This is a genomic window from Paenibacillus sp. TY11 (genome assembly GCF_059772165.1).
Window position 1 is genome coordinate 14,164 of sequence record NZ_JCBAIQ010000005.1, and the last position, 23,561, is coordinate 37,724.

Consider the following 23,561-nt stretch of genomic DNA (forward strand, 5'->3'; position numbering starts at 1 on the left):
GATTTTGTCCATAGTTCACCATTACACGAGGAGAGATAGACGCTATGAAGAACACGCAAGTATTCCCACCCGTCAGCGACAAGCTTCCCGTCATGATGCACGGCGCTGATTACAATCCAGATCAATGGCTTCGTTATCCGGAGGTGCTCGAAGAAGATATCCGTCTGATGAAGCTTTCCGGCTGCAACGTCATGTCGATCGGCATATTCGCATGGGCCGCGCTCGAACCGACGGAAGGCACGTTTACCTTCGATTGGCTGGACCAGATGCTCGAGCGCTTTGAAGCGAACGGTATTTATGCTTGGCTGGCGACGCCGAGCGGCGCACGTCCGGCTTGGATGTCGGAGAAGTATCCTGAGGTTCGGCGGGTCGAAGCGAATCGCATCCGCAACCTGCACGGCATGCGTCACAATCACTGCTATACATCACCGGTTTACCGCGAGAAGACTTCCATCATCAACCGGAAGCTGGCGGAGCGTTACGGCGACCATCCGGCGGTCGTAGGATGGCATATTTCCAACGAATTCGGCGGTGATTGTCATTGCGACTATTGCCAAGACGCCTTCCGGGAGTGGTTGAAAAATAAATACGGCACGCTTGAGGTGTTAAACCATGCGTGGTGGTCGACGTTCTGGGCGCATACGTACCTCGATTGGGGGCAGATCGAATCCCCTGCTCCGCATGGCGAATCCGCAGTACACGGCCAGAATCTCGACTGGCGCCGCTTCGTGACGGACCAAACGATCGATTTCTGCCGGTACGAGATCGAAGCGATACGGAAAGCAGGGTCAGCGTTGCCGGTCACGACAAACATGCATATGTTCGAGGGTTTGGACTACCGTAAATTCGGAGATTTGCTCGACATCATTTCCTGGGACGCTTACCCGACGTGGCATGAGCATCAAGACAACGCCAAACTGGGAGCATTCGTCGCGTTCTATCACGACCTGTTTCGTTCTATCAAGGGGCGGCCGTTCCTGCTGATGGAAAGCACGCCGAGCCTGACCAACTGGCAGCCGGTCAGCAAGCTAAAGCAGCCGGGTATGCACAAACTGTCTTCGTTGCAAGCCGTGTCGCACGGCTCGGATTCCGTCCAATACTTCCAATGGCGCAAAAGCCGCGGCTCCAGCGAGAAATTCCACGGCGCGGTCGTGGACCATGTCGGTCACGAGCATACGCGCGTCTTCCGCGATGTCACGGAGCTTAGCCAGACGCTGGCGAGATTGAGCGAGGTCGTTGGGACTTCGACGCCCGCGCAAGCGGCAATCCTGTTCGATTGGGATAACCGTTGGGCAATCAAGGATGCACAAGGGCCGCGCAACATGGGTCTCCATTACGAAGAGACCGCGTACGCTCAGCACCGCGCGCTGTGGTCTCACGGCGTGCCAACCGACGTCATCGGCTCCGAGGACGACTTCACGCCGTACAAGCTGATCGTCGCGCCCATGCTATATTTGTGCCGGGAGGAAACGGGGAAGAAGCTAGAACTTTTCGTCGAGAATGGGGGGACGCTGGTCGCGACGTACTGGTCCGGCATCGTCGACGAGCATGATCTTTGCCACCTCGGGGGTTTCCCGGGACCGCTACGCAACACGCTTGGCATTTGGGCGGAGGAGATCGAGGGCTTGTACGACCATGATCGCAACGGCGTCGTATTGGCGGCGGACAATCCACTCGGGCTGGCAGGAACATTTGAATCGCATGAACTTTGCGAGCTGATCCATACGGAGGGTGCGGAAGTGCTTGGCGTCTACACGGACAGTTTCTATGCAGGCCGTCCCGCACTGACGGTGAACCGACTGGGCAAAGGCCGCGCCTATTACATGGCGACCCGCTTCAAGGACGATTTCCTGGACGCATTCTATGGCCAATTGGCTGAAGAGGCCGGCCTGGAGCGGGTAATCGATACAAAGCTTCCTCATGGCGTTACGGCGCAGGCGCGGACGAACGGAACGGCCGACTTCGTGTTTATCCAGAATTTCGGAGGCATGCCGCAGCGCGTCGAATTGGACGGCCGGTCCTACACGGATATGGAAACCGGCGAAGCGGCGGGTGATGTCGTCGAGCTTGGTGCAAACGGCATTCGCTTGTTGAAACGGCAAGCGAAATCCTGGTAATAAGGGGAGGCAACAAGTATGACGCAAATGATCAAGGTAAAGAACATCGACAGGTGGAATCTATCCTTTCACCCTTAGGCTCGGCGTACAGATCCGGAAGGTCGACGCATCGGCTTTACGAACTATTATGTGGAAATGGATGGCAAATGTGCCTTGTTAGTAAAGATGATGACTGCATAGGGTAAAAGAATACAATCTGAAGCATTTCAAATAGTAAAAATTTGGTTCTCCGATCAGCTCCTGCAGGAAGATGCTTTACCTTAAAACCCGAACATTAAAAAGATGGCCAACATACTGGCTACAGCTATATAATGACAATAGGTAAGGCAGGAAGTTTTATTACAAGATTTCCACCAGGCTCTTGACCCACTACAACTTCTAGAGCTATCGACATGATCAGGTGTTAACGTTGTGGCGGGGAGGAAATTTTGATGATGGATGCCACGATTATGCGAGTTCATCAGCATGGATCAGGCACTAAAAGGGGGAAAACAAACAAGCGACCGGACGTCCCCGTGGTGGATGCGTAAGCAATCCATTTCGCTTCGAATTGACCGGAGGCGGGGCGCATGATTCCATCTATGGATGCGAAATGCTTAAAGCCATGAACTGACTATGAAACAGTCTAGCCAACTGGGCTTACGATACGAATGCAATCCGGGCCTTTTTTGGAAGAACAACAGGCCATCCCTGTGATTCTGGGTAAGAAAAACCGCCGAGTACCATCGAAATATGAATATGATCGGGATATCTACAAAGAACGTCACTTGGTAGAATAGTAGTTTTCTAATAAATCGGTTGATATACGTCTTTTTCCGTTCCTATGCCTATCACAAAAAGTTATCCGGCGCAGTTATTTACGTACTGCGCCTATTGGTTTTAAAGAAGTTTGGAAAAAATGAACAAGTGGAACAGAATGATGGTAACGCTGGAGGTTACCGTCTAAGAAGCTCCTCCAACCAGAGTTCCAACCGAAATACTTGTCAGGAGTCTGCTGCTGACTGAGGAACTTCATCAACGGTTACAATGCCCATTACTGTTATAAGTCTGTCATCTCAGCCTAAACTATGATAATTCTTCAGGTGATGTAACTCCTGTAGACGATATCAGTTTTGCAGTGCCCAAGGGGGAGATACTTGATAATATCGGCGAGTCTGGAAGTGGTAAAAGTGTTACTTCATTGGCTTGCTAAACTTGCTGGGCAAAGCTGGAAAATTCAGCGCGGACAATTGGATTTCAAAGGCAGGGCGATTCTCGACTGGGAGATGCAACAGTCAAAAAGGAAAGAAATTTCCTTCATATTCCAAAAACCAATGACTTCACTTAATCCTTTGTTCACCATAAGAAACCAGTTAGTCGAAATGATTATGCTCCATTTGCAATTGAAGAAGAAAGCTGCAACTCATATTGCCATTCAGATGCTGTACAAGGTGGGAATTAGAGAGTGTCTATTATAGAAGTCAAGGAGTGATTAGCCGTATGAACTGGATCGAATCATTACAGATGGCTATCCATTATATGGAGACCATTTACTCGAAAAACGATTAAGCAGATCTTTTCATTAAGATACCTATAATCTTGGGAGGTACCCAAGTCAGAATGCTGGACTGTACTAGATCTTGTTGAAGAGCATTAAAGACTACTCCAACTCAATTGAAAATTGATACAACCATTCGTCAATGCTGTGGTCAGGTACATTTAAAGCACGGTAGGTCGCTGGAACATCCGGGTATCCCCCTACATCTTCCTGACTATCAATTATCTTTCCTCGACCCGTTAGAAAATCGGAGATAATTCGTTGATCTGTTGCATCCCGGTCCTCCGGCCTTGCTCCTGCATGCTCAGTGACCTCCTTTACTACTTCCGAGGCAGCTAGTGCTTCAAGTCCTTCAACCCAAACAGGTGGATTGTCAAGTTCCTTGATTCCTCCAAAAGTCAGCGGGACTGACTTGCCATTACGGTCATAAGCAAGATTATCTTTGAGATAAGCCCAGCCGCTTTTACTGTTCGTTCCGACAATGCCTAACCCTTTAATCGTATCTACTCCATGCCGCATGTAATTCCCGACGATACTGACTCTAGGGCCTTCCGGTTTGATCCCCGTATCCGTCCATTCATTCTCCACGAATCCGAGTCGAATTGCCCATTTTCCTGGATTATAAATGACATTGTTAACAATTACGCCCGTCGAGAATGCTTTGAACCACGGATTACGTTCCATGTTATGGGCATAAAGGTTTCCGATGACTGCCACGTCCTGGACGTAATCATGAACGAGCGTGCCCATGGAATGGGGGCCCTTCTCATGAACGGAATTATATAGGCCTTCGGCGATTATACTATTACTGAGTGTTACACGGTGGGTAGTCGCCTTGGTTCCGCTGGTACGAGGACCTGAGAAGGACATGTTCTCATCCACTCCCCAAGAAAAGGAGCAATGGTCAATGACAATGTTATAAGCGGAGGCTCCGTAAGTGGATACATCTGGTTCAAAGCCTGCACCTTGAGTGCTGTCACCGTTGCCCATCCGAAACCGGACGTGCTGCATCAACACATCATGCGTTCTGATCTGCATACCTCCCTGGATGAATGTAATGCCAGGGGAGGGAGCCGTTTGACCTGCGATGGTCACGTAGGGTTCTCTTAGCTCAAGACGCTCCTTTTCTAGATTTATGACACCGCCGACTTCAAATACAATAATCCGCGGTCCCTTGGTTTCTAATGCCGCACGAAATGAGCCTTGCCCATCATTGTTCAGGTTGGTCACTTTGATTATCTTTCCGCCCCGGCCTGCTGAAGTGTCAGTCCCGTATCCCACGGCTCCCGGGAACACCGGTTGTGCTCCGGCTTCACCCGCTGTTACAGCCCCCATCATCCATATCCACATCAACAACATACATAAGCCTACCTTCCATCCTTGTTGCAAACAGCTTCGTAAATCCATTTAGGATATTCCTCCTTTTTTATTATACTAATGATATTATATATATATCCTAATCTAACTTTTTTTGAGATTCGTTCCAACTATTTTAGCACAAAAAGATTATGAACCAGCCACTATTGTCGATTTTGTGTTTTCTATAAAACTAAAAATACCTATCAACTTAATGCTGTTGGTAGGTATTTACTATCCCAAGTGCTTGGGATTACTCCGTAGTAACGGACGATTGGGTAGCCGCAACTGGAGTTTGCCCCTTAGAATCAACCACAGATCGGATCTAGAAAAAAATATGAAGATCACATTACAGAAAGTGCATAAATAAAGGGACTGCTCTCAGAGTGGAAAAACTTATACTCATAAGGAGCCGCGATAATCGCAGTTTTTGATTTAGCGTTATAAATCTTGTCCGGATCCATGGACAGGGACATAAGTTCAAAACCAATTTGCTATTGCTCAATTTTTTTGAAAATATAAAAATTCCAAAAGGTGAGTTTGAAATTAAGTTTGAAGAAAACTTGATACATCAAATATTATCACAGGGCTCTATCTACGAAAAATTTGGAAACAGACGGATATCTAGTCGGTTATTACAACTATCAATTAAGAAAGCCACTATTGTTTGTAATAGTGATGCATTAAATGACTCAAAGCAAAGTAGGAATAGATTTCATGGGGCACAGAAGGTATGAAATTTTGGCTTTAGGAAGAATGGACACGGAAAAAAGATATTATGTAAGGGAGTAGTACTTTGTTCCATATGTATCATCTAAAATGAGTATGCTTGATCGTAGTCAAATGAAATAATTTCACTGATAAATTTATTCGCTGTCCAAAACTAATATTACTTATTATTGGGGGCAATCCCACTCGTGAATATACAGTTAACATCTATGTATTGGTGACAATCAGTGGAACATACTTTTCTCAGTGTATTTTATAGAAAAAGTAACGTTTATACTTACTAGATGTTATAAATATCATTGATTAATGTTATAAAAACAGCCAGTTTAAGCATGTTATAGTCTCAATTAAAGTTAACCCACAAACCAAGCGTTCGATTACAACCCATATGACGGAGTCAATCGCGCGTGAAAAAGGTTTTGCGGAGTTGAAGCTAGTGAAAGAACCGAGGGGAGCACACCGAAAAGCGGCTTATACCACTACAGCCTTCCGGTCTGGTCCAATGACTCGTCCTCTCTATTTATGTTCTTACCAAGAGAAAAGATGAGTCGAATGCCAATCTTACAAGGATTGGTTTGTCCACAAAAGATCTAGGGCCAGAACAATTAGTTAAACATTCAATCAAGCCATGATTTACAAAAACTACGACTATGCACTGAGTCTGCTTGTTCAAGGATTATCCTCTTTAATTATGGGCTTGAATCCGCGCCAAATAAGCTATAAAATAATCGATTCTGGCACCATGGGCGACAAATTGCATATAGATACGCGAGAGCAATGGGTCTACACAGCAGACCCTTACAGTTTAACACGGGATGCCAGATATGTGATAATTGGTGACAGATACGGTTATAAAATCGAATCCATTAAAATACTTGACAACTCGACGGTTAGTCAAATGGATAGTGATTTTGTGGAAAGAAAAAAGGGCTCTACAACAGAAAGGCTGTTTTCAATGGATGACATTCCCCAAGCCAAACGTCTTAAGGGGGAAGGCCGGATTGCTTCTTCGTATGCATCGGATGTCGATCTTGAGTAGTAAGGATATGTACAATTGCTGGACTATAATCTGGACCAATATCAATTTAAGGAAGTCCATCAGATTACTTCATTGAACGGAAAAGACGATGTGGGGATTGAAAATTTGGCCTTTTCATCCAATGGACAATATGCTACTATAACGCTTCATTCAAGTGCTTCTGACTACCGCACGGATGAAATGCTGCTTAAACTTATGGACGACAGCGAACTCCTGCTGAGTTCATTACTGCGACATACGGCTGTGAAAATGTATAGGTGGATTATTGGAATGAACAGAACCTGTACTCTAATGTCAAGAGCAACGGACAGACGATTCTACTACAAATGGGATGCACTAACTGGTAAACAGCACCTATTGTAAGACGGTAAGTCACTTACACGAAATAGATGATACGTTAAAGAGGCTCAGGAGGAAATCCCCTGAACCTCTTTTTTACTGACCTTAAAGCTGTTTGACCAGTAATACATGAGGAAGTTCATCCTCTATGAAAACCTCAGAGGCAGTTTGATAGCCGAGTTTATGATAGAAAGGTTCCGCTTGTGTCTGTCCATGCAACTTGGCTTGGTTTAAGCCTTTGTTTAGGGCATGTTGCTCAAGGAATGCAAGGATCATTTTGCCAACACCGTGTTTACGGTGGCTGGCTACAACACATATTCTTTCAAACTTAGCTATGCCATCTACGATTCTCCATCTGCTGGCGCCTACAGGCTGGCCTTGATCCCATATCACCATATGTTCTGCTTCTTGATCATAGGCATCAAATTCTTCTTCGTGCGAAATTCCTTGTTCTTCGACAAATACAGCTTTCCTGATTTGAAAGGCTGCCTTGAGTTCTTCCTCAGTCATGACTATTTTTGCATTCAATGCTGTTCACCTCATAATTATTAGGATGAGTTGCAAACTCATGAGCAACCGCGGCTTAGGGAGTAATATTAAATTCAATTGTCCAGTCGAAGATATCACTGTTTACCTGAATATTCTATCAAAATAATATCTAGGTTCAAAGTTTTTTTGATTTCATCGTCTGCATATCTTTTTCGTTACTCTTGATATCTCTATCCTCTTGGATTCGTTGCATATCTTATATGATAAGCGTCATGATTACATTGATCCTCAATGTCCCCAATGTAGTAATGAGGGATTAAATGATTAATGATGTTCAGAGAAAGCCGAGCTTTTATGTTTGCAAAGTGAATTAGGGCACGACAGGGGGGGATCTGCATTCCTCCAAGTACGATTTGACCACCGCATGGGAGAACTCTCCCTCGAAAAAAACAAGGCTTCAAGAAAGGGATGCTATCGATAATTCTAAGTATCATCCGACAACACCCCCCAAAGAGATCGCTTCGCTTTGAAGTGAGATATCCAAAACATTTTTTAATGAGAACGGGATGTACACTTCTCAAATTTCTGAAACCTAAATTCACTAAGAGGGACAGAGAAGAAATTTAGAAGGTTGTTGTAACATATGAAGAGCATGATGTACGAGACATCAGCTAACAATATATTTACGTATTATCCTATTCGTTCTTCTGTCGCCAAAGAGATTCTTATAGGGGGATAAATCTGAAGAATAATCCATAAGATTGCTCAAGCATGTTTTTTCCCATTTAACCATGTTAAAATGAAAAAAATAATTAGAGATATGGCATGGAGAGAAGGCAGGGAGAATCAATGAAACCAAAACTTAACGATGTTGCACAATTAGCTGGAGTTTCACCGACTACGGTTTCTCGCGTACTTAATAATCGTGGCTATATCAGTCAAGAAACGAAGGATCAAGTTCATAAAGCGATGCAGGAGTTGAATTATTTTCCAAATGATGTGGCTCGGTCATTATTTAGTAAACGAACAAATCTGATTGGATTAATCATTCCAACTACAAGCAACCCATTTTTCGGAGAGCTGACTTTTCATATAGAGAATATTTGTGCGTCATTAGGCTATAAGCTATTGCTTTGTAACAGTTTGAATCAGCTGGATAAAGAAGAATCTTATGTGGATATGCTTATGCGAAATCAAGTTGACGGTATTATCGTTGGTACACACAACCGAGGTATCGTAAATTATGAACAGAAGAACATTGCCGTCATTGCGATCGATCGCTTCCTATCCGATTCAATCCCAGTTGTAGGATCGGATAATTATTTGGGTGGAAAACTGGCGTCAGAACTGCTTATTGAAAAGGGGTGCAAGCATATCTTACACATAAATGGCCCTGTTGAATTGGAAACACCGGCGAGCTTAAGAAGAAAAGCATATGAAGATGTGATGGAGCAGTATGGTCGAAAGGCAATTACCTATGAAATACATGATCCCTTCCACCAACAGAATCACGATGAACCGATTAAACGCTTGCTCGATGAACATCCTGAAGTAGATGGATTGTTTGCGAGTAATGACTTGGTGGCTGCGTCTTTTATTGCTAAAGCAAGAAGAAGAGGAAAACGTGTTCCTGAAGATATTCGCGTAATTGGATATGACGGAACAGAAACAACCCGCAATCTTCTCCCTGAATTAACGACAATTCAGCAACCAATACAGGAAATCGCGAGATCTTCCATAGAGTTACTTATTAAAGAAATAGAAGGCGGATTCAGTGATGTCCCGAGAGAAACCTATCTACCAGTGAAACTGATTGAAGCTAGTACAGCTTAATACAATTTCCATAGTTTTCAGCATTGTGATATAAGGTGGAGCTATCCTTATTAGAGTAATTGAAACCAAAGAGGAGAGCTCTTTTTCTTTCGGAAATATGTCAAGCGGTTGACATATGAAAGCGGTTGACATATAATCGATCTGTAAATACGGAAGTGCTTTCATTTACATTAAATGTTCAACTTAGAGGAGCGTTCGATATGAGAAAGTCAAAGAGCATGTACTGGAAACTAAGTGCCTATTTCTTCTTTTTCTTCTTTACTTGGTCAGCAAGTTATTCATTGTTCTCCATCTGGCTAGGGCAAGAAATCAGTCTGAATGGTGCTGAAACAGGTGTTATTTTTACTGTAAACGCTATCTTTGCGCTATCTATGCAACCGCTTTATGGCTATATATCTGATAAAATCGGATTAAAGAAGCATATTTTATTTCTAATCAGTTCTTTGCTCTTATTTGTTGGTCCTTTCTATATCTTTATCTATGGGCCGTTACTTCAATACAATGTATTTCTCGGCGCCATTGTAGGTGGATTATACTTGGGTATTTCTTTTTTGGCAGGGATCGGAGCCATCGAATCTTATGTCGAGAAAGTCAGCCGAAAATATGACTTTGAATACGGAAAATCTCGTATGTGGGGCTCGCTAGGTTGGGCAGCAGCAACATTTTTTGCTGGTCAGCTCTTCAATATCAACCCTAACATTAACTTCTGGATTGCATCAGTATCTGCTGTCATTCTGTTTATCATTACGATGACAATTAAAGTTGAAATGACAGATTCCGAGATGGAGCGAGCAGAATCCGTTAACTTTAAGCAAATCGGCTATTTGTTTGCAAATAAGCATTTGTGGTTCTTCATTTTATATGTTCTTGGTGTTACCTGTATTTACAATGTGTATGACCAGCAATTCCCGAATTACTTTTCATCGACGTTCTCAACGGTTGCTTTAGGCAATCAAGTTTACGGTTACTTAAATTCCCTACAAGTATTCTTGGAAGCAGGTATGATGTTCTTAGCGCCTTTCATTGTCAACAAAATTGGAGCAAAAAAGGGTCTGATATTGGCAGGGTTCTTGATGGCGTTTCGGATCATGGGTTCAGGCTTAGTTATTGGACCTTATGGTATCTCCGCTATGAAATTGATTCACGCATTGGAACTGCCAATCATGCTGATCTCCGTATTTAAGTACTTGGCTGCGAATTTCGATACGCGTCTGTCTTCGATCTTGTATCTGGTGGGATACCAGTTTATGAGTCAGGTAGGAGCTTCGATCTTCTCGCCAATCGCCGGTATGTCTTATGACATTAGAGGCTTTGCAAATACGTACGTGATTATGGGTGTTTTCGTATTTGCCTTTACAACAATCTCAATCTTTACCTTAAAGAAAGAACCGAAAAAGCTGGATCCCAAGCCTAACAAGCATATTGAAACAGCATAGGAGGAAGACAAATGAACACATATAATAACAATACGAAGCAAGCTGAGGAAGCATTGAAACAGGCAGAAGCAAAAATGAACAAGCGGTACCGATTAGGTTATCATATTATGGCACCAGCAAACTGGATTAACGACCCAAATGGATTAATTCAATTTGAAGGTGAATATCACGTCTTCTATCAGCATCATCCTTATGATGAGAACTGGGGTCCAATGCATTGGGGACACGTGAAGAGTAAAGACCTTGTACATTGGGAGCATTGTCCGATTGCATTAGCGCCTGGAGATGCGTGTGACCTTGATGGCTGCTTCTCAGGAAGCGCAGTAGATAATAACGGCGAACTGACATTGATCTATACTGGGCATCACTATATTGATCAACCAAACAATATCTTTTTCCAAAATCAAAATGTGGCAGTAAGCACAGATGGCATTCATTTTACAAAACTAAGGCAGAATCCCGTAATCGCTGAACCTCCGACAGATAGCTCCCAGCATTTCCGTGATCCGAAGGTATGGAAGCATGAGGATACATGGTACATGATCCTAGGTAACAGCACGAAAGAAGATCTGCCGCGTGTTATTCTATATACATCTCCTGATCTTAGAACTTGGACCTATCATGGTGTGCTTCTGCAGGGAGATAAGAATATGGGCTTCATGTGGGAGTGCCCTGATTTCTTTGAACTGAACGGTAAGCATATATTTATGTTCTCCCCACAAGGTATTGATGCGCAAGGAGATAAGTACAATAACTTGTTCCAGACGGGATATTATGTCGGCGAATATAATTATGATAGTAATGAATATAAGCATGGAGAGTTCATCGAGTTGGATAATGGTCATGACTTCTATGCGGTTCAAACTTTTCTAGATGATCAAGGTCGCCGCATTGCGATTGGTTGGATGGATATGTGGGAATCGGATATGCCGACGAAAGCAGACGGCTGGTGTGGAACAATGACGATCCCACGTTTAATTACGTTGGGTGACAATAATAAAGTACTGATGACTCCAGTTGAAGAAATGAAGTTACTTCGTCAAAGTAAACATGTTTTGTATCAATATGGCGCTATTTCTGGAAGTTACTACAAGGAAGTTGAAGCCGATCTGCTTGAAGTTAAGGTAGTGTTCGACCTCACGCAGTCAAGTGCAGACCTGGTAGGCTTGAAGTTTCGCGGAACAGGTCGAGAAGAAACGGTTATCACATATTCTATTCCGGAGCAGAAACTTATGCTTAATTGTTCTAAATCAGGTAAGAAGACAGATGGAATACGTCAAACAGCATTCAATGCTGAGGGACAGCTGACATTGCATATATATCTGGATCGCTCATCCATTGAAATGTTTGCGAATGAAGGGCAAGCTACGATGACAAGTCGCATCTATCCGAGTGAGAAATTGCTAGGCATAGAAATCATAACGGAGGGTGGAGAGGCACTAGTAAATGGGCTGACATATTGGAAATTGAAAGATATATGGCAAGCTGAATAACTCAATGAAAAGATTGCAGTTCATATTATGTAAAAGAAAACTAAGATTTTATATCGCTAAATTACTTAAGATAATCGGAAAAAACGTGTTTAAAAGAAGCAATATGTGGTTAATATTGACCATAAGATACTTTGAAACAAAAAAATCAAAAATAACACTAAACAAGACGACACTGCAGAAAATATGTAGTGTCGTTTTTTTAAAGGCTACATTTGAAAATCTCTGGACTTAATTTTATCTGTGAAAGCAACAAACAAGACTAGGCAATTAAGTTGTTCTTTGAAAGGAGAAGGAGTGAAGGTGGATCAAAAGTTAACCTTAGCAATGCTTTTCAAATCAATTATTTTAGCCGAGTGATGTATGCTTTGGAGGTTGGTAATATTGATTACCAGGAAGGTAGGATTTCTTTATGGAATCTTTGATGTGGAATAATAAAAACTGGTGTGGTTTATAAAATCAAATGAGACTACTTATAACATCTAAATGATACAAACTATCTACCAGTAAATCCAATAATAACGGGGATAAATTGATAGAGGTTTCTTGTTTTTATAGTAAAAAGGGCAGGATATTTTCTATATGATGTTGTAAGATAAACACCCTCCTGAGGACAACTTAATAACTATATGCCACTGGGTTACAACTCCTCCTGAAGGAACATCTACGCCTGCACCTGGTCTTTCTTCCGCCCTATAGTTCCAACCTGAATCCAGTCGAGGGGCTATGGCTGTGGCTTAAATCCAATGTGGCGAATAACGTGTTTTTTGAGAAGTTTTATAAGATTAAGCTTCATGTCGGCCAGTTTATGAAACGAATCAATAAACAACCAATGGAAACAATTGATCGTCTACTGGTTAGGTTATGATCTTATTTGCGGTTTATATAGTAACCATCTTATTAGGATATGTAGCCTTTCTTGTAATAGTCTTACTTGTGGTATTATATAATATAAATAGTTTACTTATGGGAGTAGATAATATATTTGCTCTTAATATAAACAATTGGAATTTTAAATATTTTGAAAGATATTCTTTAAAAAGCTATTTTATTTGAACATCCAAATAGAAAGGTTTTTGGTTATGATATTCATTAACAAAAAAACTATTAATAAGCTAACTGAATCGCATAGAGAACCTAACATGCTTATCTGCTATTCAACGCCTCAAAGCCTTTCGGCTTGGACAAGTCGAGCTATATTACTCCTAAATAATGATAAAATTATTATCCTTTTCCTCAATCTATTTTCCACTAAAGTAGTACAAAAAGTTGAATTTGAAGTAGCTGATTTACAAGAACAAAAATATCATTCCATATATCTGTCTTCCGCAATATGGTCATTTAACATTAAAGGACAGCATTGGAGGTTCAAGATAATCAAAAAAATTATTCCTCTTGGCTCTATGCAAAGGGATTTTCTAAATTTCTTGCAAAAAAATATTTTAAATTAGCGGCTGAGTAGATCACCGATCGCCGAAAACGTGTGCCCTTCCAGACAAAGACGAACAGCCAGGTATCTTTTCATAAAGTCGTTTATCTGGGGTTTCTTTCATGGTTCTATTCAATCGCTCGATTTCTTCGTTGTTCCTGTCTATCGCCACCTTGGGTTGGGTCTTTCTATTCATTACCCAATAGGCGATTGAAGTAATACTGTTGGTTTGTTAATTGCGAATTATCATATCAATAGAATTTGACAGGCTTCTAAATCTTTGTTAGAGTTTCAATCAAATATGTATAACCTTTTCATGGGATGTTACCGATAGGGCATAACCTGAATTGGCTTGTTTACACTGCAAGTGTATACAGGCTGGTTTGGGTTTTTTTATTATCTATCACCCTCTGGGTACCCCTTTATCACACATTTGGAAGGAGAACGTTTATGTCCAGCTATATTTTTCCTAAAGACTTTTTATGGGGCGGTGCTCTTGCTGCCAATCAGGCCGAGGGCGCTTATTTGGAAGACGGTAAAGGATTGAGTCTGGTGGATCTGCTGCCTACCGGAGAGAAGAGAAGAAGCATAATGAAAGGGAATGTTCCCTCGCTGACCCCGCTTGAAAGCGAATTCTATCCTTCCCACGAAGCGATTGATTTTTATCATCGCTATCGCGAGGATATTGGGCTATTTGCGGAAATGGGCTTCAAGGCGCTGCGTGTTTCCATTGCCTGGGCTCGTATTTTTCCGACTGGAGAAGACGCTACTCCGAATGAAGCAGGTTTGCAATTTTACGATGATTTGTTTGACGAGTTGCATAAACATGGCATCCAACCGGTTGTTACCCTCGCTCATTTTGACGTGCCGGTGGATCTAATCGAAAAGTACGGAAGCTGGCGGAGCCGGAAGCTGGTAGGCCTGTTTGAAACCTATGCCAAAACAGTATTCACGCGCTACAAGGATAAAGTGAAATACTGGATGACGTTCAACGAGATTAACATGCTTCTCCATTTGCCGTTTCTTGGCGCTGGTCTTGTTTTTCAAGAAGGGGAGAACGTTAAACAAATTCAGTACCAGGCCGCACACCATCAGCTTGTCGCAAGTGCACTGGCTGTAAAAGCGTGTCACGAGATCATTCCAGATGCCAAGATTGGCTGTATGCTCGCTGCTGGCAGCTTCTATCCGTATACGTGTAATCCTGAAGATGTGTATCAGGGGATGGAAAAAGACCGCGAATCCTACTTCTTCATCGATGTACAGTCACGCGGCGAATATCCTGGTTATGCGAAGCGCTTCTTCAAGGACCACGGATTAAACATTGAGATGGAATCAGGCGACGCAGCCATTCTGAAAAATCATACCGTCGACTATATCGGATTCAGCTATTATTCGAGCCGGACCACCAGTACAGACCCGGAAATCATCAAGAACATGACCAGCGGTAATGTATTTGGCTCCGTGGCCAATCCATACCTGGACAAGTCCGAATGGGGCTGGACGATTGATCCAAAAGGATTCCGCATTACGGCCAACCAATTGCACGACCGCTACCAAAAGCCGCTGTTCGTAGTGGAAAACGGTTTCGGTGCCAACGACGTGGTATCGCCTGAAGGAGAAGTCAACGACGATTACCGGATCGACTATCTGAAGCGCCATATTGCCGAAATGGGCGAGGCACTTCAAGACGGGGTCGAGATTATAGGTTATACAAGTTGGGGGCCTATTGACATTGTCAGCGCATCCTCCGGAGAAATGAAAAAACGCTACGGCTATATTTATGTAGATCGTGACAATGAAGGCAACGGCTCGCTGAACCGGATTAAAAAGAAAAGCTTCCACTGGTACAAAAACGTAATTCATTCCGACGGCGAAAATTTGGGCGAGTAATCGTACCACAAAGAAAATAGGATCGGACGTCCCGGACCAACGGGGATTTCCGATCTTCGTTTCTTCATTGAAAGCGTTGACAATCGTTCCTCTTCGGGCTATACTTGACGCAATTCCATCATTTTTAGGATTGTTACTGCGTAGCAGGCAAAACCTAAGCCACAAATAAGCGGATGTTACAGTCTTGTTTATTTGGTGTGCTTCGGTTTTTTTCTGTTTGCAATAAAAAGGATGGAGCATGTATGGCTCTTGCTGGCATATGGAACGGGGGATTGAGATGAACATAGCAAAGGTCATCAACAACAATGTGATTAGTGTCTACCAGACGGATGGTACCGAACTCGTGGTAATGGGGCGGGGGATTGCTTTTAAGAAAAAGCCTGGAGACAAAGTAGACGAAACCAGAATTCAGAAGGTATTTGCGCTGAAAAACAAGCAGACATCCGATAACTTCAAAATGCTGCTGCGTGAGGTACCCCTTGATTTGATCGTGATCGTGGAGGAAATCATTAATGACGCCAAGCATAATCTGAATAGAAAGCTGAACGAAAATATTTATGTTTCGCTGACCGACCATATCAATTTTGCTATTGAAAGATACCGGGAAGGACTGGAAATCAAAAACGCGTTATTGTGGGAAGTTAAGCAGCTGTACAAAGAAGAATTCGCGATGGGTCTGAAAACGCTGGAACAAATCAAACAAAGGCTTGGTATTGAACTGCCTGTGGATGAAGCGGCTTATATTGCCATACACATCGTGAATGCTGAAATGAACGAGGAAGTCATTACGACCATGAGTATTACAAAGTTTATCCAGCAAATTATCAATATCGCAAAATATCATTTTAAGGTCGATTTTGACGAAGACTCTCTGAGTTATTTCCGCTTTATTACGCATCTGAAATTTTTCGCCCAGCGCGTATTTAAGGGGAATCACTATGAAAATAACTACGATCATTTATATGACATGATTAAGGAAAAACACAAGGAAGCGGCCGCCTGTACGGAGAAAATCGGAGCTTTTGTGAAAAAAGAATACAATCACGAATTGACGAACGAAGAAAAATTGTATCTGACCGTGCATATTGAACGGGTGGTGAACAGATAAGTTGAACTTTTTCGACGAAAAAGGATCAAGAATATACGATTAAATGTTTTTGTTGACATATATGGTAGATTAATTATATTATGAGAGCAACAGGAATTTAATAAGTTTTAACTGGGATTGTTACTGGTTATGCAGGCAAAACCTAAGTCATGAAAAATCGCGGGACAAAAAGTGCCCACCATTTTTCAAGGCTTAGGTTTTTTGTGTGCCTAAATATGTAAAGAGCCCACTAGAACATGGAGGTGTCCATCATGAGTTATGAAAAACTAGCTAAAGAAATTGTACACCTGGTAGGTGGTGAGAAAAATGTGGTATCCCTTGTACATTGCGCCACCCGCCTGCGTTTTGTACTAAAAGATGAGGCGAAAGCAGACAAGGAAAAGCTGGAAAAAACCGATGGAATTATCACGGTCAAGCAGAGCGGTGGTCAGTTCCAGGTTGTAGTCGGCAACAAAGTACCAGAGGTATATAATGCAATCGGCAAAGTATCCAATATTTTGGATGAAAATGGAAAAGAAGATCGTTCAGCTAAGGGCAACAAAGGATTTGGCGCCGTAATCGACGTAATTTCCAGCATTTTTGCACCGTTGCTCGGAGTTATGGCGGGCTCCGGTATTCTGAAAGGTCTGCTGCTGATTGCAAGCAACCTCGGCTGGTTGCTACCGAAAGACACTACCTATATGATTTTGTATGCTGCGGCCGACAGCTTGTTTTATTTCCTGCCGCTCTTGTTAGCGGTTACAACGGCACGGAAATTCGGTGGTAATATCTTCGTTGCCCTGACCATTGCCGGAGGGTTGCTTTACCCGACCATTGTCACGCTGAAAACGGAAGGTACACCTACGGACTTTTTCGGTATTCCTATTGTTATGATGAGTTATTCATCTACCGTTATTCCGATCATTTTAGCCGTCATCGTCATGAGTAAGCTGGAAAAATGGTGCAATCGAGTGATCCATGAGAGCGTCAAAAACTTTATTACACCTTTGATTCTACTTGTAATTATGCTTCCTCTAACCCTGATCGTGTTTGGTCCAGTTGGGGTGTATGTGGGCAACGCGATCGCTACCGCACTCGTTGCTGCGTTCAGCTTTAGCCCGTTGCTGGCTGGGGCAATTCTCGGTGCTTGCTGGCAGCTGCTCGTTATCTTCGGTGTCCATTGGGGCCTCGTACCTGTATTCATTAATAACATTGCTGTTAATGGCAGAGACGGAATCAAGCCTTCCGCTGCGGCTTCCATCTTCGCTCAAACCGGCGCTGCGTTCGGTGTTATGCTGAAAACCAAAAATAAAAAGCTGAAAACTCTGGCGGGTTCCGCTACGCTTACCGCTTTATTCGGCATCACGGAACCAGCTGTCTATGGGGTTACGCTGCCACTGAAACGTCCGTTTATTGCAGGTATTATCGGCGGCGCCGTCGGTGGTGCAATTATCGGCCAGGCTGGAACACAAGCATTCGCCTCCGGTGCACCGGGATTGCTGACCTTGCCAATCTTTTACGGCCCCGGAGGACAAGGCTTCCCAGGATTGATTTTAGGGATTACGGTATCGTTTCTGGTTTCCGCTATCTTGACTTACATTTTAGGCTTTGAAGATCCAGTCGAAGCGGAAGAAGCATCCGACAAATCGGCCCAAGAATCTACTCATGCAATCCAAGTTTCTAATGAAGAGGTACTTAGCCCGATTGAAGGAACTGTCGTCGCCCTGGCGGAGGTCCCCGATCCCGCATTTGCTTCGGAAGCTATGGGTAAAGGTATCGCCATCCAACCGACAACGGGCAGAGTCGTAGCCCCGTTCGATGGAACCATTACCGTGGCGTTCAAGAAAAAACATGCGCTTGCGATTGTTTCGCACCATGGTGCAGAAGTTCTGATTCATGTCGGAGTAGATACAGTCAAGCTCGACGGCAAATATTTTACTTCTCATATCAAAGAAGGCGATCAGGTAAAAGCAGGGGATCTGCTGCTCGAATTTGATGTTGAGCAGATCAAGGCAGAGGGTTATCCTACGATTACGCCGGTAATCATTACGAATTCCTCCGAATATACAGAAATCCTTCCAATCCCCCAAGGTGAGGTAACGGAGCAGGATCTGCTGTTGAAACTGTCTAGCGCCACGAGTGAAAAAGAAAGCATTGCCTGAATGTCTTAAGGAAAAGCTCTGATGATCCACATTCCCGGATCATCAGAGCTTTTTTTGTCGTCATTTTAAGTAGCCGATAAATCCACTTGTAATTGACAATATGTCAATTAAATTAACTTGTACGGTGATAAAAACTAATCTATAATTTTTTGTAATTATGCAAATTTTCTGAAAACATAGACTAGAAATCAATTGACTGATCAGGGGGAAATACAAGGAATGTTAGAGCAGTGGGCAGAGGCAGTAAACGGCGTCATTTGGAGCAATCCTGTGGTATATGTCTGTTTGGGCGTGGGACTATTATTTTCGATCATGACTCGATTCCTACAAATCAGGCATTTCAAAGAGATGATTCGTTTAGTATTTAAAGGAAAAAGTTCGGAGGCAGGTGTATCCTCCTTTCAGGCCTTTACTATGGCGCTATCGGGGCGTGTAGGAACCGGTAATATTGCTGGGATTGCTTTGGCAGTCGGTATGGGTGGACCGGGGGCGATATTTTGGATGTGGGTCATGGCCTTTATTGGGTCGGCTACTGCTTTTGTCGAATCCACACTGGCTCAGATATATAAGGTAAAGCGCGATGGTCAGTACCGGGGCGGTCCAGCCTTTTATATTGAAAAAGGGACAGGCTTAAAATGGTTTGCCGTCATTTTTGCGGTCGCTGCGTTGGTGGCTATGTGTTTACTAATGCCGGGAACCCAATCGAACTCGATTGCTGTAGCATTCCATAGTTCGTTTGGAATGGATATGAAGGTTTCAGGGATTCTGGTGGTCATTTTGCTGGCGCTTATTATTTTTGGCGGTGTAAAAAGGATTGCCAATGTCGCTCAGGTTGTTATTCCGTTTATGGCACTCGGCTACATTCTCGTTTCTTTCTATATTATGATGACGAATATTACTGCGCTCCCTGACGTATTTTCGCTGATTTTTCGCAGTGCCTTTGGCGTTGATTCTGTGTTTGGCGGTATGGTAGGGACGGCGATTGCTTGGGGCGTAAAGCGGGGCATTTATTCCAACGAAGCCGGACAAGGCTCTGGTGCGCATCCGGCAGCGGCTGCGGAAGTATCTCATCCGGCGAAGCAGGGGCTGGTCCAGGCATTTTCCGTGTACGTAGATACCTTTTTGGTCTGTACGTCTACGGCTTTTATGGTTCTGTTCACAGGTATGTATAACGTGAAGGGACCCGGTGGCGATTTTATTGTGCACAATCTTCCCGGTGTTGAAGAGGGGACCCAGTATACACAGGCTGCTATTGAGTCGGTATTTCCGGGCTTCGGCTCCAGTCTGCTGGCAATTACATTGTTCTTTTTCGCGTTTACAACCATTATCTCTTATTATTACATCGCAGAAACAAATATGGCCTATCTGGTTGCAGATTATAAAGCAAAATGGCCCATGTTCGTCCTAAAGCTGGTTATTCTGGGTTCGACGTTCTACGGAACGGCGGTCAAGGAATCGGCTCTGGCGTGGACACTGGGGGATATGGGCGTCGGTATTATGCTGTGGGTGAATCTAATCGCCATGATTCTGCTGGCCAAACCTGCTTTCCGCGTGCTTAAGGATTACGAACGGCAGCGAAAGCAAGGGCTAGATCCGGTGTTCGACCCGGAGAAAGCAGGTATTTCAAATGCGGAGTATTGGTCAAAGGAATATCAGCCTCCTTCAGATGAGTTGACGATCACCGCTGAACCGGGCAAACTTCAAGCCTAAGTAATGATAGATAAGTAAGATCAAAGGTGGCTCTATGGGAGCCATCTTTTTTCGTTATCTTGCCTTTACATTCCAAGAGGGGTACATATGTTCACTGTTTGGTTTATAATTTAGACATGAGGATTTTGAAAAAATCCAATAAGCGACTTCCAATGAACAATATATAGATCGAAATGGTCTAGTTCGTCTATATATTGCACTTTGGAGCGATTGGAATCGAATTTTTTAAAATCCTGGCATAGATATGTGGGAGGCTACATTGCACAAGAGAGGTGATTTGAATGAGAACATCCGATTTATCCATAACTGACGACAAGTGGAGAGCTATTGTAGAAAATGACCAGTCTTATGATAGTGTATTTTTGTACGCTGTGAAGACAACGGGAATATTTTGTCGCCCCTCCTGCAAATCCCGTCCTCCCAAAAGAGAAAACATTCGTTTATTTAAAACAGCAGATCAGGCATTAGCCGAGCAATTCCGTCCATGCAAAAGATGTAAACCGACAGGACAACGATTGCCTGATCATGAATGGATCGCGCTGGTTACAGAATACGTGAATTCTAACTATATGGAGGACTTAACACTGCACATTCTTGCAGAGATGAGTCATGGAAGTCCGTATCATTTACATCGTACCTTCAAGCGGATCATGCATCTAACCCCGATGGAATATATACAGCAGACCAGGTTGGAACAAGCGAAGAAGCTGCTCATTTGCTCAGATATATCTGTTGCGGAAGTGGGGGAGAACGTAGGTCTGTCCAATGCACCTTACTTTATTACGTTATTTAAAAAGAATACAGGCTACACCCCATTGCAATATCGCCAACTCAAATCCAAAGCAGTACAAAATGGAGGTACACAGCATGGCACATCAAATGAATAAAACGATCTATTGGTCATTGTTGACACATGAGGATTGGAGTTTATATATTGCAGCTACATCGGAAGGATTATGTTATGTGGGCTCGCCCAATAATCCTGTAGAGGATTTGATTTCATGGGCAGAGAGTCGATTTCCCGGCAGTCCTTTAGTTGAAGAGGATGCTGTTTTACAGCCCTATGCCAAGGAGCTGATTGAATATTTCCAAGGTGAGCGCACCCATTTTACATTGCCCTTTGACTTTCATGGAACTGCATTCCAAATGGCGGTTTGGAACGCGCTGTGTGATATTCCATATGGAGAGACACAATCCTATTCAGACATTGCCAACGCTATTCAAAAGCCTGCCTCGGTTCGTGCGGTGGGGGCTGCCATCGGTGCTAATCCGATTTTGGTCACCGTCCCATGTCATCGGGTTATTGGTAAAAATGGAGCTTTGACCGGATATCGTGGTGGTTTGGACATGAAAGTGAAGCTTTTGCAGCTTGAAAAGGAACGAGCGGCATCGGTTCAGTATGAAAAATGAGTATTCTTACAAATACCCAAAGACCCTTCTGAATAAAGGGACAGGTTTCTTGTCAGGGTATACACACTCGTTGAACCCGTATACAGGCTGTACCTTTGGTTGCTCGTATTGCTATGTACGCCAATTGCCAGTCTCCACGTTTCGCAAGGAAGCTTGGGGGACATGGGTTGATATTAAAAATCAGGCGGCAGATATTCTTCGCAAGGAGCTTCGCAGAGCCAAATCGAAAGGTAAAGTCACGATTTTTATGTCGTCAAGCACAGATCCTTATCAGCCTGCCGAGTACAAGGAAGAGGTGACCCGGTCTTTGCTGGAGGTGATGGTGGAAGATCCGCCGGATTTCCTCTTTTTACAAACGCGCAGTCCACTTGTACAGCGGGATACCGATTTACTGCTCCAGTTGGAGGATCGTGTACGTGTGAGTATGACTGTAGAAACAGACCGTGAAGATATACGCAAACATTTTACCCCGAAGGCTCCTCCCATCCAGGCTCGTCTTCAAACGCTGCAACTGTTAAAAGAGGCAGGCGTACCGACGCAAGCTACCATTGCTCCGATGCTTCCAAGCAGTGAACATTTTGCTGACAAGCTTTTGCCTCTGGTCAACCGTGTCTGTATTGATGATTATTTTATGGGAGACGGCAGTGGGGGGAGACGAACGCGTAGCTTAAAAATTGGTGCGCTGTACGAGTCATTGGGGCTAGAAGAATGGTATCATCCTGCTGCCTATAAGGCGGTTTATGAGCGTTTTCTCCATGTTTTTCCGAAAGAACAGCTTTACGTGAGCAAAGAAGGATTCGAACCCTGATGTAAAAGCAGTCCATGTAATCAAAATAAGAGTGAGCTGTTAAGGGGGCAAAGGGGGAACTAATGCAAACCGTAATGACCAAAAACTTTGACTATGGGGAAAAGGAAATCAATTATCTGAAATCCGTAGATACCGTACTTGGTACAGCCATGACACAAATGGGCAAGGTAGAACGGGTAATCATTCCCGATCTGTTTGCGGCGCTCGTTCATGCGATTGTTGGGCAGCTTATTTCTGTCAAGGCGGTTCAAACCATATGGACTAGGATGCAGGAGAAGTTAGGCGTGATCACTCCACAAAATATAGCCGTTCAGGCGGCCCTGGATATTCAAAGCTGTGGCATAACCATGAAAAAGGCTGCATGTATCCTGAATATAGCCCAAATGATCGAGCAGGGATTGTTGGATTTACAGGAATTATATGAACTTTCCGATACACAGGTAATTCAAAAATTGTCCTCGTTGCAAGGGATAGGTCCTTGGACGGCTGAAATGATGCTGATTAATTGCATGGAGCGTCCAGACGTCGTCAGTTGGGGCGATATAGCTATTCGGCGGGGAATGATGAAGCTGTACAATTTGGATACACTGACCAAGCAGCAATTCGAGGAGTACCGCCGAGTCTATTCGCCCTATGGTTCGGTGGCCTCTATTTATTTGTGGAATATTTCATTTCGTTAAGAATCAGGGAGTGGAGAACT

The 23,561-nt window shown here is 43.6% G+C and carries 18 protein-coding genes; 16 read left to right on the top strand and 2 right to left on the bottom strand.

The annotated features are described in order from the left end of the window. The first annotated feature begins 44 nt into the window (after positions 1–44). Both AC6EJC_RS06400 and AC6EJC_RS06405 read left to right on the top strand, forming a co-directional pair. Positions 45–2,117, top strand: coding sequence for a beta-galactosidase (locus tag AC6EJC_RS06400; protein WP_444953231.1), 2,073 nt, complete (start codon positions 45–47; stop codon positions 2,115–2,117). A 1,136-nt stretch (positions 2,118–3,253) separates the two neighbouring features. Continuing rightward, on the top strand, positions 3,254–3,574 hold the full coding sequence (locus AC6EJC_RS06405) for a hypothetical protein (RefSeq protein ID WP_444953232.1): 321 nt from the start codon (positions 3,254–3,256) through the stop codon (positions 3,572–3,574). A gap of 182 nt (positions 3,575–3,756) precedes the next feature. Here the strand turns inward: AC6EJC_RS06405 and AC6EJC_RS06410 are convergent, their stop codons facing one another. Then, the gene (locus AC6EJC_RS06410) at positions 3,757–5,061 is read right to left on the bottom strand and encodes a pectate lyase family protein (protein WP_444953233.1); all 1,305 of its coding nucleotides are present in this window, start codon (positions 5,059–5,061) and stop codon (positions 3,757–3,759) included. Between the two features lie 1,504 nt (positions 5,062–6,565). Here AC6EJC_RS06410 and AC6EJC_RS06415 point away from each other — a divergent pair. Together AC6EJC_RS06415 and AC6EJC_RS06420 are read left to right on the top strand one after the other, a co-directional pair. Then, the gene (locus AC6EJC_RS06415) at positions 6,566–6,778 is read left to right on the top strand and encodes a hypothetical protein (RefSeq protein WP_498474326.1); all 213 of its coding nucleotides are present in this window, start codon (positions 6,566–6,568) and stop codon (positions 6,776–6,778) included. Between the two features lie 15 nt (positions 6,779–6,793). Continuing rightward, complete coding sequence (locus AC6EJC_RS06420) at positions 6,794–7,141, top strand: hypothetical protein (protein ID WP_444953235.1); 348 nt, start codon at positions 6,794–6,796, stop codon at positions 7,139–7,141. A gap of 81 nt (positions 7,142–7,222) precedes the next feature. Here the strand turns inward: AC6EJC_RS06420 and AC6EJC_RS06425 are convergent, their stop codons facing one another. Further along, the gene (locus AC6EJC_RS06425; RefSeq protein WP_444953236.1) at positions 7,223–7,645 is read right to left on the bottom strand and encodes a GNAT family N-acetyltransferase; all 423 of its coding nucleotides are present in this window, start codon (positions 7,643–7,645) and stop codon (positions 7,223–7,225) included. A gap of 810 nt (positions 7,646–8,455) precedes the next feature. On the opposite strand from AC6EJC_RS06425, the gene AC6EJC_RS06430 reads away from it, so the two are divergent. The 12 genes from AC6EJC_RS06430 (at position 8,456) to AC6EJC_RS06485 (ending at position 23,541) form a co-directional block, all read left to right on the top strand. Beyond that, on the top strand, positions 8,456–9,439 hold the full coding sequence (locus AC6EJC_RS06430) for a LacI family DNA-binding transcriptional regulator (protein WP_444953237.1): 984 nt from the start codon (positions 8,456–8,458) through the stop codon (positions 9,437–9,439). 200 nt (positions 9,440–9,639) lie between these two features. Further along, positions 9,640–10,875 carry an MFS transporter gene (locus tag AC6EJC_RS06435; protein WP_444953238.1) on the top strand — a complete coding sequence of 412 codons (1,236 nt, stop codon included), beginning with the start codon at positions 9,640–9,642 and terminating at the stop codon, positions 10,873–10,875. An 11-nt stretch (positions 10,876–10,886) separates the two neighbouring features. Further along, a complete protein-coding gene (locus AC6EJC_RS06440; protein WP_444953239.1) occupies positions 10,887–12,368 on the top strand; it encodes a glycoside hydrolase family 32 protein in 1,482 nt (493 codons plus the stop codon). A 649-nt stretch (positions 12,369–13,017) separates the two neighbouring features. Beyond that, positions 13,018–13,233: a transposase gene (locus AC6EJC_RS06445; RefSeq protein ID WP_444953428.1), complete on the top strand. Its 216-nt coding sequence runs from the start codon at positions 13,018–13,020 to the stop codon at positions 13,231–13,233. Positions 13,234–14,244: 1,011 nt separating this feature from the next. Beyond that, entirely contained in the window at positions 14,245–15,684 is a 1,440-nt protein-coding gene (locus AC6EJC_RS06450; protein ID WP_444953240.1) for a 6-phospho-beta-glucosidase, read from the top strand. 277 nt (positions 15,685–15,961) lie between these two features. After that, positions 15,962–16,792, top strand: a complete 831-nt coding sequence (gene licT / locus AC6EJC_RS06455) for a BglG family transcription antiterminator LicT (RefSeq protein WP_444953241.1) — start codon at positions 15,962–15,964, stop codon at positions 16,790–16,792. Between the two features lie 251 nt (positions 16,793–17,043). Beyond that, positions 17,044–18,933 (top strand): beta-glucoside-specific PTS transporter subunit IIABC, encoded by a 1,890-nt coding sequence (locus AC6EJC_RS06460; protein WP_444953242.1) that lies wholly within the window; start codon positions 17,044–17,046, stop codon positions 18,931–18,933. Positions 18,934–19,152: 219 nt separating this feature from the next. Next, the gene (locus AC6EJC_RS06465; protein ID WP_444953243.1) at positions 19,153–20,643 is read left to right on the top strand and encodes an alanine/glycine:cation symporter family protein; all 1,491 of its coding nucleotides are present in this window, start codon (positions 19,153–19,155) and stop codon (positions 20,641–20,643) included. A 281-nt stretch (positions 20,644–20,924) separates the two neighbouring features. Further along, the gene (locus AC6EJC_RS06470) at positions 20,925–21,530 is read left to right on the top strand and encodes a bifunctional transcriptional activator/DNA repair enzyme AdaA (RefSeq protein WP_444953244.1); all 606 of its coding nucleotides are present in this window, start codon (positions 20,925–20,927) and stop codon (positions 21,528–21,530) included. Further along, positions 21,511–22,053 (top strand): methylated-DNA--[protein]-cysteine S-methyltransferase, encoded by a 543-nt coding sequence (locus AC6EJC_RS06475; protein WP_444953245.1) that lies wholly within the window; start codon positions 21,511–21,513, stop codon positions 22,051–22,053. The genes AC6EJC_RS06470 and AC6EJC_RS06475 overlap by 20 nt, the downstream gene beginning before the upstream one ends. Then, the gene (locus AC6EJC_RS06480; RefSeq protein ID WP_444953246.1) at positions 22,043–22,861 is read left to right on the top strand and encodes an SPL family radical SAM protein; all 819 of its coding nucleotides are present in this window, start codon (positions 22,043–22,045) and stop codon (positions 22,859–22,861) included. Before AC6EJC_RS06475 ends, AC6EJC_RS06480 begins: the two co-directional genes overlap by 11 nt. Positions 22,862–22,923: 62 nt before the next feature. After that, on the top strand, positions 22,924–23,541 hold the full coding sequence (locus tag AC6EJC_RS06485) for a DNA-3-methyladenine glycosylase family protein (RefSeq protein WP_444953247.1): 618 nt from the start codon (positions 22,924–22,926) through the stop codon (positions 23,539–23,541). Positions 23,542–23,561 lie beyond the last annotated feature (20 nt).

What these genes read in the sequence shown, in the direction of transcription:
- AC6EJC_RS06400 (WP_444953231.1), top strand. Translation starts at nt 45, where the DNA reads ATGAAGAACACGCAAGTATTCCCACCCGTCAGCGACAAGCTTCCCGTC.
- AC6EJC_RS06410 (WP_444953233.1), bottom strand. Translation starts at nt 5,061, where the DNA reads ATGGATTTACGAAGCTGTTTGCAACAAGGATGGAAGGTAGGCTTATGT.
- AC6EJC_RS06430 (WP_444953237.1), top strand. Translation starts at nt 8,456, where the DNA reads ATGAAACCAAAACTTAACGATGTTGCACAATTAGCTGGAGTTTCACCG.
- AC6EJC_RS06435 (WP_444953238.1), top strand. Translation starts at nt 9,640, where the DNA reads ATGAGAAAGTCAAAGAGCATGTACTGGAAACTAAGTGCCTATTTCTTC.
- AC6EJC_RS06440 (WP_444953239.1), top strand. Translation starts at nt 10,887, where the DNA reads ATGAACACATATAATAACAATACGAAGCAAGCTGAGGAAGCATTGAAA.
- AC6EJC_RS06450 (WP_444953240.1), top strand. Translation starts at nt 14,245, where the DNA reads ATGTCCAGCTATATTTTTCCTAAAGACTTTTTATGGGGCGGTGCTCTT.
- licT (WP_444953241.1), top strand. Translation starts at nt 15,962, where the DNA reads ATGAACATAGCAAAGGTCATCAACAACAATGTGATTAGTGTCTACCAG.
- AC6EJC_RS06460 (WP_444953242.1), top strand. Translation starts at nt 17,044, where the DNA reads ATGAGTTATGAAAAACTAGCTAAAGAAATTGTACACCTGGTAGGTGGT.
- AC6EJC_RS06465 (WP_444953243.1), top strand. Translation starts at nt 19,153, where the DNA reads ATGTTAGAGCAGTGGGCAGAGGCAGTAAACGGCGTCATTTGGAGCAAT.
- AC6EJC_RS06470 (WP_444953244.1), top strand. Translation starts at nt 20,925, where the DNA reads ATGAGAACATCCGATTTATCCATAACTGACGACAAGTGGAGAGCTATT.
- AC6EJC_RS06475 (WP_444953245.1), top strand. Translation starts at nt 21,511, where the DNA reads ATGGCACATCAAATGAATAAAACGATCTATTGGTCATTGTTGACACAT.
- AC6EJC_RS06480 (WP_444953246.1), top strand. Translation starts at nt 22,043, where the DNA reads ATGAAAAATGAGTATTCTTACAAATACCCAAAGACCCTTCTGAATAAA.
- AC6EJC_RS06485 (WP_444953247.1), top strand. Translation starts at nt 22,924, where the DNA reads ATGCAAACCGTAATGACCAAAAACTTTGACTATGGGGAAAAGGAAATC.